Raw genomic sequence first — 14,678 nt, 5'->3', positions numbered from 1 at the left:
AAATAACAAGTAGAAATAAGAGGGAGTGTGCTGTCCTCCCTCTTTCTTGCTATTTTGCTAGAGAAAAAGGAGTGGTGTTGGATGAATAGTAGATATAATCCGCGCTGGGATTTGGAATCTATTTTTCCGGGAGGAAGTGAATCGGCCGAGCTTCAAAACTACATATCCGTTTTGGAAACGGATTTACAGCAGCTTTCCCAGCAAGTGAAAGGGTTTCCGTTGCCTGAAGAGCCTGAAGATGTGGCTTACATGGAAAGCATGATAAGCTTATTGGAAAAAGTATCCAAACAAGTAGGGGAGGTGTCGGCATTTGTCAGTTGCCTGACGGCTGAGGATGTACATGACTATAAGGCAAAACTGCTCGTAGGTAAAAGAAGCGAACTCAGTGCAGCATATGCTGCGAATTTAACGATACTGGATCGTAAATTTGTACAAATTGATTCAGATGTATGGAACGGCCTCCTTCAACAACCGACACTCTCACCGTTCTCCTTCATTCTTGATGAAAGGCGGCGAAAAGCGATGGACAAACTGCCGGTCGAACAGGAAATACTTTTGAACGATCTGGCGGTAGATGGTTATCATGCTTGGGGTGAAATGTATGATGCCATTGTGGCGAAAATGGGAATAGATTGGGAAGAAGACGGAAAAAAAGAACGGTTATCCATCGGACAGGCGGCTAACTTATTGAGCAGTTCCAATCGAAACGAACGTAAGTCCGCTTTTGACAAGCTGGAAAAGGCATGGCTGGAGCAAACGGATTTGTTCAGCGAAACGATCAATCATCTAGCTGGTTTTCGCCTTCAGACATACAAACATCGGCATTGGGAAAATGTTTTGAAAGAACCAGTCCAGTATAACCGGATGAGCGAGAAAACACTAAATGCGATGTGGGAGGCAATATCCAATAACAAAACCCCTTTTGTATCTTACCTCAAACGAAAAGCTGAATTGCTCGGACTTGAAAAATTGAGCTGGTTTGACCTCGATGCCCCAGTAGGGGAGAATAACAAGACGATCGATTACGATGATGCTGCAAGGATCATCATCGAGCAATTCAGCCGCTTCAGCACCGGGATGGCAGAATTTGCCCAAATGGCCTTCGATGAACGCTGGATTGAAGCAGAAAATCGTCCTGGTAAACGTCCGGGAGGTTTTTGTACAAGTTTTCCCGTTAGTCAGGAAACGCGTATCTTTATGACTTATTCAGGTACTCCTTCCAATGTAGCAACATTGGCTCATGAGCTGGGACACGGATATCACCAGTTCGTGATGAACGATATAGAAATTTTGAATCAAGACTATGCAATGAATGTAGCCGAAACAGCTTCTACTTTCGCAGAAATGATTGTAGCTGATGCCGCTGTGAAAAACGCCGAAACAAAAGAAGAAAAAATCTCATTACTGGATGATAAAATACAACGTAGTGTGGCGTTTTTCATGAATATCCATGCCCGTTTCCTGTTTGAAACCCAATTTTATGAGGAACGGAAAAAAGGTCTTGTTTCCGCTGAACGTCTGAATCAATTGATGAAAAAAGCACAAAAGGATGCGTATTGTAATGCGTTGTACGGATATGATCCGACTTTCTGGGCATCTAAACTACATTTTCATATTACCGATGTCCCTTTTTACAACTTTCCTTACACATTCGGCTATCTGTTCAGCCTAGGCATTTATGCCGATGCATTGGAAACTGAACAAGGATTCGAGGACAAATATGTGGCACTTTTAAGGGACACTGGACGTATGACCGTGGAGGAATTGGCTAAAAAACATTTGGATGTCCACTTGGACAGAATGGAGTTTTGGGAGAAGGCCATTCAATTGTGCAGAGACGATGTGGAAGAATTCTTAAAGCTGACCGAGCGATGAAGACTTGTCAATACAGTGGAAATGGGTCAAAAGCACGGCGGTCAAAACGAAAACCGAACGATTACAATTCGTTCGGTTTTTATATTTTAAAAAGCATGGCAATGCACTGAGTGACTAGCAAATGAAGCAAATCTCACTCCGGCAGGGTACTTCGCTTCACACGATAATATCCCGGTCTCTTCTCTCTATGGAAAATTTCGCTTCATTCAACATTGCTTGATGGAGGATACGATACGGTTTTCGAGGATGCAGTTTAAAGGCGGCAGAAAAAGATATGTATATACTGCCAGTTTAAGCTGCTTGCTTTAAGGCTAAAGAATAGAAATGAATGTTGTAGAAGGGAGTCTCGGTCATGTTAGCGCATCAGATCGTTTTGCTATTATTTATAGGTTATATCGTTTTTTCCATCGACAAAAAACAGAAGTATTTTCCGGTGCCGATGGTGTTGGTACTTTTAGGAATCGTGCTATCGTTTATTTCTTACTTCGATTCTCTCAAAATAACGAAAGAGATTATTTTCAACGTTTTTTTACCAGCCTTGTTGTTCACTTCCGCATACCAGTTTTCGCTTGATTCGTTAAAGAAAAATAAATGGATCATTGCTTCGCTTACTACTGTAGGCCTAATGGCGACTGCTGGACTTCTGGGAGTCGCCATCTATTTTATCAGTGGACCTTTCCTTCAAATTTCCCTGTTAGGAGCGCTTTTAATTGCGGCAATCCTGACACCGACTGATCCTGTCTCGGTCGTTTCCATATTGAAGCAATCAACGGGAAATGAAAAAATTGCCGATATTGTAGAAGGTGAATCGATGGTTAACGATGGAACAAGCATCGTTGTCTACTCGGTACTTTTGACCATGTATAAAAGTGGAGAATCGTTCTCGATCGGTTCCTTCTTAGGTGAATTTTTACTCGTGTCTGCAGGCGGAATCATCCTGGGGATCATTTTTGGCTGGCTTCTCAGCAGGGCCGTCCATTATACACATCATAAACAATACCAGGTTATGCTCAGTATTATCGTCGCGTACGGCAGCTTCCATATTGCAGAAAAAATCGGGGTTTCTGGTGTCTTGGCAACTGTCACTGCTGGGATCATGCTCTCCTGGGAATTCGGTAAAACGGAAAAAGAAGACTATTTCCATGAATCACTTGACGGATTTTGGACCATTGTTGAGCCGTCTGTGTTAGCGCTCATTTTCTTGCTTATTGGCATTGATGCGGCAGATTATCTTGCATTTCCAGGCTGGATCCTTGCTTTTATCATTTTTGTTTTATCGCTTGTTGTCCGTTTCCTTGTACTGGCTGGTTTTACGAGCGTCGTTCCTGCCTGGAGAAAAAAATTCAGTGCAGGGGACGTTGGTTTGATTACTTGGTCCGGGATAAAAGGGACGATGTCGGTCGCCCTATTGCTGGGATTAGAAGCTGGGGTGGATAAAGATAATGTTCTAGTTTCATTGACTTTCGCCGCCATATTGTTGTCATTAGTCATTCAAAGTGTCGGCGTCTATCCACTGACAAAAGAAAAAGAAAAATAATCAGCTTGTGAACATTTTTTCTCGACAGATGGTGCCTTTCTTTTCTTAATTGAATAGACTGCAATAGAGGTGAACGCCCATGCAGAAAATTTATTTGGTGCCAGTCGATGACAGTGAGCAATGTCTATCCGCAGTCGACCATGCTGTAGAAGCGGCGCTTGCAAGTGGATATGGAATCCAATTGTTGAACGTCCAGCCGAAAGTCCATACCCAGTATGCGCAATCAAAAGTCGGGATAAAGAAGTTGGAAAACTACAAAAAGGAAACATCCGGCAAAATCCTGGATCGGGCAGAAAAGAGGACAAAGGGGCTGGTGGAGGTTGTATGTAAAACGCGCTGGGGAATCCCTGCAGTGGAAATATGTGAAGAGGCCAAAGGGAAAGCTATAAAGGGAATTTTTCTAGCTCCTAGAAAACCAAAGAAAAAGCTAGGAAGCATCACTTATAAAGTCCTGCAAAAGTCGACTGTACCAGTGACTGTCATTCCAGTTTGACGATAAGCATTGATACTACCGCTTGGCACGACTTTCTATTCGCGCCGGATTTTTGCAGTACAGGGCAGTTTTCGTTATACTTTGTTTAACAAAAAAATGGTGCCGAAGCCTTCAGGGGGAGCCAACTGGCTGAGAGTGGACGTAGTTGTCCAGACCCTTTGAACCTGTTAGGTGATGCTAGCGTAGGGATGGCGGCTTTTTTGATGGCAATGAAGCAATGCAACGGGTATTTCCATCAGGAAGCTTCCCCCGCATTGCTTTTTTGTTGTCGTTAACCAAAATGAAGGGGGTGGGCACTATGGAATCAAGGCAAACACTATTTTTGGTCGAGGTAGCCATTATGTCTGCTATGGCGCTCGTACTTGATATTATTCCTTTCTTGTCGTTCAAAATCTGGCCGCAAGGCGGCTCTGTCTCATTTGCCATGATACCAGTATTCCTTGTTGCTTTCCGATGGGGAGTAAAAGGCGGATTGTTAAGCGGCCTATTGTTCGGGGCTTTTCAAGTCGTGACCGGTACAGCTTATATTCTTACACCTTTACAGGGATTGATTGAATACGGTTTTGCATTTACAGCTCTCGGAACGGCAGGAGTGGTATCTGCAAAAGTACAAGAATCATTGAAAGCTGGAAAAAATTCAGCATTTATTGTGTATATTGTACTTGGAGTGCTTTTGGGATGCACTGGACGCTTTTTGGGTCACTTGTTGGCGGGAGTTTTCTTCTTTTCGGAAAACGCACCCGAAGGACAACCGATTTGGCTTTATTCCGCTGTATATAATGGATCTTACATGCTTCCGGCATTTATTTTGAGTTCGATTGTCATTTCCTTTTTGTTCTACAAACAGCCAAGATTGGCAGAAGCAAGGTCTGGGTCGCAAGGAAAATGAGTATAGGGGAAGTAAAAGGAAGGCGGGATTCTTAATGAAGGAACTTATCGGCAATTGTAATCGTTGTGATGATGCTGTTTACTGTAAAGATGGTTTTTTTGATGGTGTTCTCCATGAGGGGAAACTGCTTTGCATTGTTTGTAGTGAACAAGCCGAATCGGAAGAAGCATCAACGAAAAGATGAATATGTTTTAAGTACATGGATTGGATGTAATGATTAAAGCTTCTCGGACTTGCGGTTTCTTTTTCCGTAAGGAAGCCAAGATAAAAAGGGGCTGCCGCAACAGGAGGGAACTGAAAAACGTCCTTTTTGTTTTCGGCGTTTGTCGGGGGATTTCACAAGTTGCCTGTCAGCGGATGCTTGCCGCAGGGGCGGCCATAGCTGACTATGTCAAGAAGGTCACATGACCAAGTGAATTTTCGCTCGAGTCCTTCCTGCAGCCCTCACTAAAACCTTTTGAAATTACGCGAAAAGCGGTCTGAATGGAGTGAACTCCCATACAGACCGCTTTTTTTAGGATTCTGCCTACCCTGGCATTCCAGTTTTGCTTCCACCTCTTACAGAGTTTCGGTTAATAATTGTTCGACATTATCTGTATTGGTGACCACTAGCAAAACTTTTCCTTCATCTAACTCTTCCTCATAATTGTTGGCTTCCACATCCGACAAACCAACTTCTTTCAGCTTGGTACGAAGCTCGTCTCCTTTTTTATTGAACATATTACCTACGGCGCTCTTTAGATTCATTTCGTTCAATCCGATGGTGTTGGCGTCAGCATTATCTGCAACGCGTTTCGTACGGTCACTGTCATGTGCCAGAACATAAACGTTATCTTTATCAATGCCCTTTTGACTTAGCTTGTTTACATCCTGTTGCAACTGTTCGTCATTCGTATATTTGCGGATAAATGGTGACATTGAAAGTCCTCCTTTTTTATTTTCCATTTCATTAGTAAAATACCCGTCCTGCATAGAACGAAACACTTGGATGGGGGGGCTTAATTCGTTGCCCGGTATCAGAAAAGAGTCAATTTTCAAGTAAAAACATTGTTGTTAAGGGAGGGATGCTCTAAAATAATTACAAGTCATTAAGGGGAGGATGAGGATGGAAAATAAAAAAATAGTAGCAACTTTTTCGATTGTCGGAGTGGATCCGGATACAGGAGAACACGGGATTGCTGTTCAATCAAAGTTTATTGCGGTAGGAGCTGTCGTCCCCTGGGCGAGGGCAGGGGCGGGAGCAGTCGCTACCCAGGCATTTGCCAATCCTTCATACGGCCCGCGGGGGCTTGAGCTCCTTGAAAAAGGTTATGCACCAGAAGAAGTTATCGAACAGTTGATCAAAGATGACCCGCAGAGGGAAGAACGTCAGGTCGGAATAGTGGACGCAAAGGGAAACAGCGCTACTTTCACTGGGAAGCAATGTTATGATTGGGCAGGTGGAATCCATGGCCGAAACTTCGCAGCCCAGGGGAACATCCTTGTAAATGAGGCAACTGTTGCCCAAATGGCGAGAACCTTCGAACAAACGGAGGGGAATCTGGCTGAACGTTTGCTGGCATGTCTGCAAGCGGCACAAGAAGCTGGTGGAGACAGCAGAGGAAAACAGTCGGCGGCACTGTATGTTGTAAAAGAAAAAGGTGGGTATGGCGGTTTGAATGACAGGCTTGTCGATTTACGGGTTGACGACCATCCGGAGCCGATTGAGGAAATCGCGCGTCTTTATCAGCTCCAACAGCTTTATTTTGGAGAGACCAAACCGGACAATATCCTTCCGCTTGAGGGAACTGTAAAGCAGCAGGTGATTTCTGGCTTAATAGGCAAGGGTTATATAAGGAGCGAAGGAGTCTCCGATGAAGAACTTCAGAAGCGCTTGACGGAGTACCTCCATACCGAGAATTTCGAGGAAAGGGAATTAGAAACAGGGAAGATAGATAAAGAAGTATTGGAGTTTTTAAATAAGCAGTAGCTTTAATCTTTAGTCGTCTTAGCCAGGTTGGGCTAAGGCGTTTTTTATAGGGGCGGTTTTGTGTTTTTCCTTGTTTCAAGAAGAAGTCCAAGGAATCCTCCAAGAATGCTTTTCGAGGAACGGAACTCTGTGTACTCCCGTTGCATAGGCTATAGCACTCACACAAGCAGTACCAGTTGAAGGGGGTTCCTTGCTATGGAGTTGACTTTTTCCCATTGGTTGTACGGTTTTTTTACATTTTTAATCATCCTTACCATGATTTTTCGGAAGGGCGTGGTACTGCCGACACTGCTGGGTACCTTTCTAGTTGCCTGGGTTTATAAAGGGAGTCTTATCGGTGGGTTTACTGCTATTTTCAACGCCAACCTTGTAGCGGCTAAAGAATTGTTCAATATCTTTTTGATTATCACTTTTATGGTCGCGCTGCTTCAATCATTAAAAGACTTGGATGCCGACAGACGGATGATTCAGCCGATTCAACGGGTGATGGTCAACGGACATTTAGCTTATTTTGTATTAGTCGGTGTGACTTACGTTATTTCATTATTCTTTTGGCCCACTCCGGCTGTTCCGCTTATTTGCGCACTCCTCGTTCCGGCAGCCATCCGTGCCGGACTTCCTGCAGCAGTGGCAGCAGTGGCTGTGGCTCTTGCCGGGCAAGGAATGGCGTTGTCTTCCGATTATGTGATTCAAGTCGCGCCAGGATTATCTGCCGCATCTGCTGGTGTGGAAACAGCAGACGTATTGGAGAAAGGGCTTATTTTATCTTTGATAACCGGGCTGATCGCTATATCTATTGCTTATTTTGTCAACCGCCGGCACATTCGTTCGCAGGATGATCCCAGAAATGAGAAGGAACTGAGCATGATGAGAGGGGTGGAAGAACAAGATCAATCGATAGAGGGGAAACAGAATGTCCCGTTGGTGGGGAAATTTTTTGCTGTAATTGTTCCATTGTCCATGTTGGCTGTCATGATATATATGGTATCGACAAAGCTGAATTCCGGAAGAATGGGAGGATTCGAGGGAGGAGACGGTGCTGCCTTTATCGGTGGAGTCGCTGTGGTATTGTTGCTCTTGTCGACCGTGGCATTTGGCAAGCACCGTGCCCTCGATTACATTAGTGAACATATTACCAATGGATTTGTTTTTGCATTCAAAGCAATGGGGCCTGTTATTCCGATTGCGGGTTTTTTCTTTCTCGGAAGTGCCGATTTTGCCAGTGCCATACTTTCCGTCGAGACAGATAAAGCGCCTGGGCTGCTGTTTGATTTAGTCCAGTCTTTTCAAGCATATCTGCCAGAAAGCTCGATATTGGCAGCGTTCAGCATTTTGCTCATCGGAATCATTACAGGACTGGATGGATCTGGATTTTCAGGATTGCCATTGACAGGGGCGTTGTCTGGTGCTTTGGCGGATGGAACAGTTGATCCATCTGTCCTTGCAGCGATCGGTCAAATGGGATCGATCTGGACTGGGGGAGGAACAATCATCGCCTGGTCTTCATTGGTGGCCATAGCCGGATTTTGCGGAGTGCCTGTCATGGAACTGGTACGTAAAAACTTTTTGCCTGTAATGGCAGGCTTATTTATATCCACATTGCTTTCGCTATTTATATTTTGACATTTTATCAGAGGGGCAGTCCGGATGGAGGGGGACAGTCCCTCTGTTCACTAGTGAACGAAATGTTTCCTGAAGTGGAGGGGGATGTGATACCATAAGAAAAAAACTGTACATAATCTTTGAGGGAAAGGATGGTTGGATGAAAGCTTTTGTCCATCAAGGCGACACGATTGCTTTTAGAGAAATAAAGGAACCTGTAACCGGAAAAGGGATGGTTAAAATCAAGCTGAAAGTGGCTGGTTTGAATCATCGGGACCTGAATATTCCAAAGAGAAGAGGCAGCCAGCCTGAGCCTTTAGTGCTGGGTTCGGATGGTGCCGGGACAATTGTCGAAACCGGTGCAGGTGTCACCGCTTTCGAGGAAGGGGACGAGGTGATCCTCAATCCGGGGTTAGGGTGGTATCATAATAGCGATGCCCCTCCTGCAGGTTTTGAAATCTTAGGGATGCCTGATGATGGGACATTTGCTGAATATATTGTGATAGCAGCTGACCATGTTGAAAAAAAGCCCGCTTTCCTGACATGGGAGGAAGCGGGAGTACTCGCTTTGTCAGGTTTGACAGGTTACCGGGCCTTGGTGACCAAAGGAAACATCCAGCCAGGTCAAACCTTGTTCATTCCCGGTGCCGGTAGCGGAGTTGCAACCTTTTTAATCCAATTCGCGAAAGCCATGGGTGCTCGTGTCATTGTCTCTTCCAGAAGCGAAAAAAAGCGGGAAAAAGCTCGCGAACTAGGTGCTGACAAGGCTATCGACACTAACAGTGACTGGCAAGAAGTTTTAGCAGAAGAACAAATTGACCTGGTGATTGACAGTGTCGGAAGAGCTACTTTCAACCGGTCATTGGATATTTTGAAAAAAGGTGGAAGGCTGGTCAGTTTTGGAGCTACGACCGAAGACGAAATCACGATCAACATACGCAAGTTTTTTTACGGTCAATACCAATTGTTCGGCTCCACAATGGGAAGCAGAGAAGAGTTGCGTGCTATGCTGCAATTCATGGAAGAACACAAGATTCGTCCGGTAGTAGGAAAAATCTTCGCTTTGGAGGAAACAAGTGCAGCATTCAATTATTTGCTGGAAGCAAAGCAGTTCGGCAAAGTAGCGCTTAGCATTGAAGGAGGAAACATCTCCTGAACAAACGAGCCCCGTTCCTGGGAATTTCCAAGGAATGGGGCTTTTTTATGATAAATTCTCAATGACAGCCGCTCAACCTTTTGGTTTGAATAAAATGGCACCGATCATGCCGAAAATAATCGCGGAAGTGATACCGGAGCTGGTCATTTCGAACATCCCCGTGACCACTCCGATCAAACCATGCTGATCTGCCTCCTGCATGGCACCGTGGACCAGTGAATTGCCGAAACTGGTGATAGGTACTGTAGCGCCGGCGCCTGCAAAGTCGATAAGTGGCTCGTAAAGGCCAAAGCCGTCCAGCAGTGCTCCAATTACTACCAAAATACTAAGTGTATGGCCGGGAGTCAGTTTAAGAATGTCGAACATCAACTGTCCGATTACGCAAATAAGACCTCCAACGACGAATGCCCAAAAAAACATCATGGCGTTGTTTCACCTCCAGATTCAATTGCCACAGCGTGTGCAATACACGGGATGGACTCTTTCTGCTGGGTAGTTAAAGGCGACAACAAGGCCCCGGTGGCGACAACCAATATACGGTTCAATTCGCCTCTTTTCATCCGATTTAAGAAGTGGCCGTACGTAACGACCGCAGAACATCCGGCACCGCTGGCGCCAGCATTGACATGCTGTTCTTTTCTATAAATGGTCAGGCCGCAATCGACATAGTTTTCATCAGGGATGTTGGTCCCATTCTTTTCAAAGAGGTCCAATGAAATTTTACGTCCAATCTTTCCTAAATCACCGGTGATGATTAGATCATAATAAGACGGTTCAAGATTGAGATCGTTGAGATGTGCTTCAATTGTATCCACTGCTGCAGGTGCCATCGCCCCGCCCATATTGAATGGATCATTCAGACCCATATCGATTACTTTGCCGATAGTCGCAGAAGTGACAACCGGTCCCTGTCCAGAGTTGCTCAGTAAAGCAGTTCCCGCGCCTGTCACTGTCCATTGGGCTGTCGGCGGTTTTTGTCCCCCATATTCAGTGGGGTAGCGGAATTGTTTTTCAACGGCAGCATTGTGACTGGAAGCCCCGGTCAACACATAATTTGCTCCGCTGGCATTCACTAAGAATGCACTGAGGGCTAGTCCTGCCATAGAAGTAGAGCAAGCTCCAAAAAGTCCGAGATAAGGGGTGCCCAGTGTTTTCGCGGAAAAACTTGTCGGCGTGATTTGATTGATCAAATCACCAGCGAGAAAAAATTGAATTTGTTCTTTGGTCAATCCCGCTTTGTCGATTGCTTGCTGACTCGCTTTTTCGAGTAATACTTTGTGGGCTTTTTCGAAAGAATCTTGTTCCATATATAAGTCGGGATGAAGCAGGTCAAAGTCTTCTGCTATGTTGCCCTCTGCCTCGAATGGTCCGCCGACGGTCCCTGTCGATATTATTACCGGTTTGTTGGCGAACGTCCAAGTTTGTTGACCAGTCAGCATCATAATACCCCCCATTGAATGAGTAATGTTTTAATCAGCGCAATGACAAAAGCAGAAAACACACCAAAGAGAATGACAGACCCGGCAAGCTTAAACATATTGCCGCCGACCCCGAGGACGAATCCTTCCGCTCGATGTTCAATTGCTGCCGATATCACTGCATTGCCGAACCCAGTCACCGGAACAGCAGAACCAGCTCCTGCAAATTGGGCAAGCTTATCATATAGGCCGAACCCAGTCAGCAGCATAGTAAAAAAGATTAGCGTTGCCACTGTAGGGTTTCCCACATTCTGCTCAGTAAAATGGAAAAAATGAATATAAAAAGTGGATATCAATTGACCGAATGTGCAAATCAGACCACCGACAAGAAATGCGCGGATGCAATTTTTAAGGATAGGCCGCTTCGTTTCCCGTTGTTTGGCGAACTGTTTGTATTCTTGATTTGTTTGTTTGTTAGATGTCATTGTCATCCCTCGTTCTTTATGCTTCATCTGAAATCAATTTCTTGATTCGGTTGGTTTCTTTGTCTAACTTTTGCTCGGATACATCTTTTGTTTGCAATCGGCTTTCCAGCTCATCGAGTTCTAAGTAAATTTTCTTATCGGTAGAAACGGTGACCTTTTTATCCTTGAATTTCTTTTCCAAGTCCGATGTGATGTTCTTTTCCAATTTTTTAAGCCGAAAGCGATCCATTTGCCGGATTTCTATGGCAACTAGCAGCTGATCAGATGTATTGACTGCCCTTGCTCCAATCACTTCTTGTTTCTTTAAAATGGTCCTTTTTGCTTGGTTGGCTATTTCCTGGCTTATCTCTGATTTATTGCTTACTTGCGTTAAATCGTAATCGGGATTATCGCTGGCACTGCGTCCATCCTCATTATTTGCACAGCCTGTCACTGAAAGGGAGATCAGCAACAAAGCTGGCAGAAAAGCTTTTTTCCGTATTTGTTTCATATGCATCACCTGTGATTTGTAAGTGTGAAAAGCAAAAGCTGGCAATGAATTTCCTGCTGTCTTAGCATGAACCTCTTGCAGGCAAATATACTTTCTATAAATTACCTGAGGGATATTTTTTTCAATAAAGTAATCAGAGGAAATGGCAGTGGATGTATAGTATAGGGTAGAGGAAGTATGGTGAAAGTCTGGTTAAAAGCACGGCCGCCAAGCAAAAACCGAACGATTCCATTTCGTTCGGTTCTGCTTAGGTCCCTATGTTTTTGGCCCAGCCACTTTTGGAGAGCCATGTTGGGCGTTGTTCTTATAAATCCTGTTTGTTTGGTGGAGCCATAAAATCAATCCCTATCGGTGTCTTCACTGTCCGCATCAGAATTTCATCTATATCCCTCATCGTTTCATCATCGATAAAGAAATCCCAAAGATTATCTAACGGAGCTAGTTGTTCTGGATGTCGGGCTCCCCATAATGAAATGGTGGACCCAGGCTGTTGAAGGTTCCAGCGAAGAGCCAATTCAAGCACATTTTTATTAAATCTGTCTTGGGCTAATTCATCTAATTCTTTGACTGCCTTCAAGTATTGTTCGAACCGTGGGGATTGAAATTTCGGATCCGTATCGCGACGGATATCTCCTTCGGAAAACTGGCTGTCCTTGGTGATATTCCCCGATAAAAGCCCCCTGGTCAGCGAGCTGTACAGAAATGCGGTCAGCTCTTTTTCTTCCGCATAGGGCAAGAGTTCATTTTCGCTATTTCTTTCAAACAAATTATGTGGTACTTGGATAGCGTGTATAGGTGCAGCTTCCCGGAAAATATCCATTTGCTCTGTACTAAAATTACTAAGCCCGATCGCACGGATTTTCCCTTCTTTATATAAATAATTCAAAGCTTCTGCTGTTTCATAAAACGGGGTCAGCGTATCCGGCCAGTGGACATGGTATACGTCGACATAGTCGGTTTGAAGATTGCGCAGGGTCCGTTCGATATCTTGATGAATAAAGGCCTTCGTGGAATCGCGGAACAATCCGTCTTTTTCGTTCCAATTGAGCCCCGTTTTAGAAGAAAGGGTAATCTCGGAACGATTGAGGGAGGAGGAGTGTAGCGCCTTTCCAATTATCTCTTCCGCTTTTCCAAAACCATAACCCGGCGCTGTATCAATCAGCTTTATTCCTTTGTCCAAGGCAGCATGAATGGTTTTTTGCGCTTCCTGTTCATCCGTGCCACCCCATTGAAAACCTCCAATAGCCCATGTTCCCAATCCAATTCTACTTGTTTCTATATTGGTTTGTTTCATTGTCATATTTTCCATGATTTCCACCTCCATTTATAATGGGCACTGATAATTCGATTCCCGTTATTTCTGTCATTCAATCTTAAAAAAATTGTCGGCAATATGAAACTTTTTCCACAGTGTCTTCGTCTATAATATAGGAGAAAGGTAATACATAAAGGTCGCTTAAAGAAATATGGAGGGGGAGAAAGATGGTAAAAAAATTGCTGATGATTTGTTCAGCATTAGCTGTTATTGGGGGAGCGGCAGCCTACTGGTTTGTGGAAACTTCCAGTGCAAAGCTGGCTGAACCTGTACAGGTTAGCGAGCAAATGGAGGATTTTATTATGCACGTCCAGGTTGAAAAAAATGAAGATGGCTTTCAAGTACTAAGATCGCTTGAATATATTGGGGATGAACCAATTGTTTTGTCCCACCGAACGCCTTTGATATCTCTCCGTGTCAATCACGACACGAAAAATTTCACAGGCAGTCCCGTTACCAAAGAATTGAACCCTGGAGATGTATATCATCCCCAGGAAGCAAAAACATTCAACCCTTTAAAAAAAGGAAGTCATACTTTGTATATGGATTGTGAATTTTACGTTGACGGTGAACGCAAAAACATCAAAGCTCATAAAGAAATGATTTTTCAGTGATGATGGAAAAGTCGGAATTTTCCATCATTCATTTTCCCTCATTCAATGGTCAATTCTATTGATTTTGTCGGTTGGTCGGATTGGTACCAGTTTTCAAGTGATTCTTCGGTATCCGATATAGCTGGTATCGTGACGGACAATACTTGGTTGTTTTTCCAGGTTGCCGACAGAACCGGCCAGTGATATTCATTTTTAAACGGTTCGCCACTATCCATCAGTGTCCTTTGCCTGCTCATTTGTTCCAAGTCGACGATCACCATTTTGTCTTTAGTGAGCTCTGTTTCCAAGCCAGGCTCTTTTCTGTTGAAAAGCAGGAGCAGAAGATCATTTTCAGGCGATATAGAAGCGGATTTAAACATCGCTAAATCCGCGGCAAGGTAAGAACCGCCTTCTTCCTGCTGATTCAGGAGGAGGTAAGAGCAAGCATCTGCTCTGCAGGAAAACTCCAAAAGGTAAATTGTATCTTTATCCGGAATATCTACTCTCGTTAATGCCATATCCTCTATTTCTGCTTCTCTGTCTGCAACGGCCGATAAATAGTGCTTCAAAATCGTAACTTGGTTTAAATCAATCACGACTTGTTCGTTCGGCAAGGTGAATTCAAGGAGCATTTCCTCTTGCCCTGATATATCATCGTTTTCTTCCGTGTCTTTTTCTACTAAGACAGGCTTTTTTTCTGTTGCATCCGTTTGTTCTTCCGATTTGACCACCACCGGTTGAGAATCATTATTTGAACATGCACTAACCGCCATAACGAATAGTAACCCCATCAAAAACAGCAAACCTGCACGCATAAGTGTCAACTCCTGCCCATCATTTTAATGCTTTATTATCA

Annotated in this window: 16 protein-coding genes and 1 riboswitch; of the genes, 9 read left to right on the top strand and 7 right to left on the bottom strand. The window is 44.2% G+C overall.

The features are described 5' to 3' along the window. The first annotated feature begins 81 nt into the window (after positions 1-81). From ABVF09_RS01365 to ABVF09_RS01345, 5 genes are all read left to right on the top strand, one after another. Positions 82-1,875 (top strand): M3 family oligoendopeptidase, encoded by a 1,794-nt coding sequence (locus ABVF09_RS01365; protein ID WP_371068446.1) that lies wholly within the window; start codon positions 82-84, stop codon positions 1,873-1,875. 352 nt (positions 1,876-2,227) lie between these two features. Further along, a complete protein-coding gene (locus ABVF09_RS01360) occupies positions 2,228-3,412 on the top strand; it encodes a cation:proton antiporter (RefSeq protein ID WP_026570553.1) in 1,185 nt (394 codons plus the stop codon). A 79-nt stretch (positions 3,413-3,491) separates the two neighbouring features. Further along, positions 3,492-3,905, top strand: a complete 414-nt coding sequence (locus tag ABVF09_RS01355) for a universal stress protein (RefSeq protein ID WP_371068445.1) — start codon at positions 3,492-3,494, stop codon at positions 3,903-3,905. A gap of 104 nt (positions 3,906-4,009) precedes the next feature. Further along, positions 4,010-4,111: riboswitch (TPP riboswitch) on the top strand. A gap of 92 nt (positions 4,112-4,203) precedes the next feature. Next, positions 4,204-4,794, top strand: a complete 591-nt coding sequence (gene thiT, locus ABVF09_RS01350) for an energy-coupled thiamine transporter ThiT (protein WP_026771439.1) — start codon at positions 4,204-4,206, stop codon at positions 4,792-4,794. A gap of 34 nt (positions 4,795-4,828) precedes the next feature. After that, the gene (locus ABVF09_RS01345; RefSeq protein WP_162832882.1) at positions 4,829-4,978 is read left to right on the top strand and encodes a hypothetical protein; all 150 of its coding nucleotides are present in this window, start codon (positions 4,829-4,831) and stop codon (positions 4,976-4,978) included. Between the two features lie 374 nt (positions 4,979-5,352). Here the strand turns inward: ABVF09_RS01345 and ABVF09_RS01340 are convergent, their stop codons facing one another. After that, the gene (locus ABVF09_RS01340) at positions 5,353-5,712 is read right to left on the bottom strand and encodes a YflT domain-containing protein (protein WP_026570550.1); all 360 of its coding nucleotides are present in this window, start codon (positions 5,710-5,712) and stop codon (positions 5,353-5,355) included. A 187-nt stretch (positions 5,713-5,899) separates the two neighbouring features. Here ABVF09_RS01340 and ABVF09_RS01335 point away from each other — a divergent pair, with 187 nt between their 5' ends. The 3 genes from ABVF09_RS01335 to ABVF09_RS01325 all read left to right on the top strand — a co-directional run bounded on the left by ABVF09_RS01335 (position 5,900) and on the right by ABVF09_RS01325 (position 9,521). Beyond that, a complete protein-coding gene (locus ABVF09_RS01335) occupies positions 5,900-6,763 on the top strand; it encodes a DUF1028 domain-containing protein (RefSeq protein WP_152525517.1) in 864 nt (287 codons plus the stop codon). 195 nt (positions 6,764-6,958) lie between these two features. Next, entirely contained in the window at positions 6,959-8,386 is a 1,428-nt protein-coding gene (locus ABVF09_RS01330) for a hypothetical protein (protein WP_371068444.1), read from the top strand. Positions 8,387-8,525: 139 nt separating this feature from the next. Continuing rightward, positions 8,526-9,521 carry a zinc-binding dehydrogenase gene (locus ABVF09_RS01325; protein WP_371068443.1) on the top strand — a complete coding sequence of 332 codons (996 nt, stop codon included), beginning with the start codon at positions 8,526-8,528 and terminating at the stop codon, positions 9,519-9,521. A gap of 72 nt (positions 9,522-9,593) precedes the next feature. On the opposite strand, the gene spoVAE is transcribed toward ABVF09_RS01325, so the two are convergent. The 5 genes from spoVAE to ABVF09_RS01300 all read right to left on the bottom strand — a co-directional run bounded on the left by spoVAE (position 9,594) and on the right by ABVF09_RS01300 (position 13,223). Next, positions 9,594-9,944, bottom strand: a complete 351-nt coding sequence (gene spoVAE / locus ABVF09_RS01320) for a stage V sporulation protein AE (RefSeq protein WP_026570546.1) — start codon at positions 9,942-9,944, stop codon at positions 9,594-9,596. Then, a complete protein-coding gene (gene spoVAD / locus ABVF09_RS01315; protein ID WP_026771434.1) occupies positions 9,941-10,960 on the bottom strand; it encodes a stage V sporulation protein AD in 1,020 nt (339 codons plus the stop codon). Before spoVAD ends, spoVAE begins: the two co-directional genes overlap by 4 nt. Then, positions 10,960-11,424, bottom strand: a complete 465-nt coding sequence (spoVAC, locus tag ABVF09_RS01310) for a stage V sporulation protein AC (protein WP_202616116.1) — start codon at positions 11,422-11,424, stop codon at positions 10,960-10,962. Before spoVAC ends, spoVAD begins: the two co-directional genes overlap by 1 nt. Before the next feature lie 16 nt (positions 11,425-11,440). After that, positions 11,441-11,914 (bottom strand): YhcN/YlaJ family sporulation lipoprotein, encoded by a 474-nt coding sequence (locus ABVF09_RS01305; protein WP_026570543.1) that lies wholly within the window; start codon positions 11,912-11,914, stop codon positions 11,441-11,443. A gap of 304 nt (positions 11,915-12,218) precedes the next feature. Continuing rightward, positions 12,219-13,223, bottom strand: coding sequence for an aldo/keto reductase (locus tag ABVF09_RS01300; RefSeq protein ID WP_371068442.1), 1,005 nt, complete (start codon positions 13,221-13,223; stop codon positions 12,219-12,221). A gap of 173 nt (positions 13,224-13,396) precedes the next feature. Here ABVF09_RS01300 and ABVF09_RS01295 point away from each other — a divergent pair, with 173 nt between their 5' ends. Further along, positions 13,397-13,843 (top strand): hypothetical protein, encoded by a 447-nt coding sequence (locus ABVF09_RS01295; protein WP_026570541.1) that lies wholly within the window; start codon positions 13,397-13,399, stop codon positions 13,841-13,843. A gap of 38 nt (positions 13,844-13,881) precedes the next feature. Here ABVF09_RS01295 and ABVF09_RS01290 read toward each other — a convergent pair whose 3' ends face one another. Further along, positions 13,882-14,637, bottom strand: a complete 756-nt coding sequence (locus ABVF09_RS01290; RefSeq protein ID WP_026771431.1) for a hypothetical protein — start codon at positions 14,635-14,637, stop codon at positions 13,882-13,884. Positions 14,638-14,678 lie beyond the last annotated feature (41 nt).

The sequence above is a fragment of the Sediminibacillus sp. JSM 1682029 genome (assembly GCF_041366435.1).
In the GTDB taxonomy this organism is placed as follows: Bacteria; Bacillota; Bacilli; order Bacillales; family Amphibacillaceae; genus Sediminibacillus; species Sediminibacillus terrae.
This window is presented reverse-complemented; position numbering and strand designations above follow the sequence as displayed.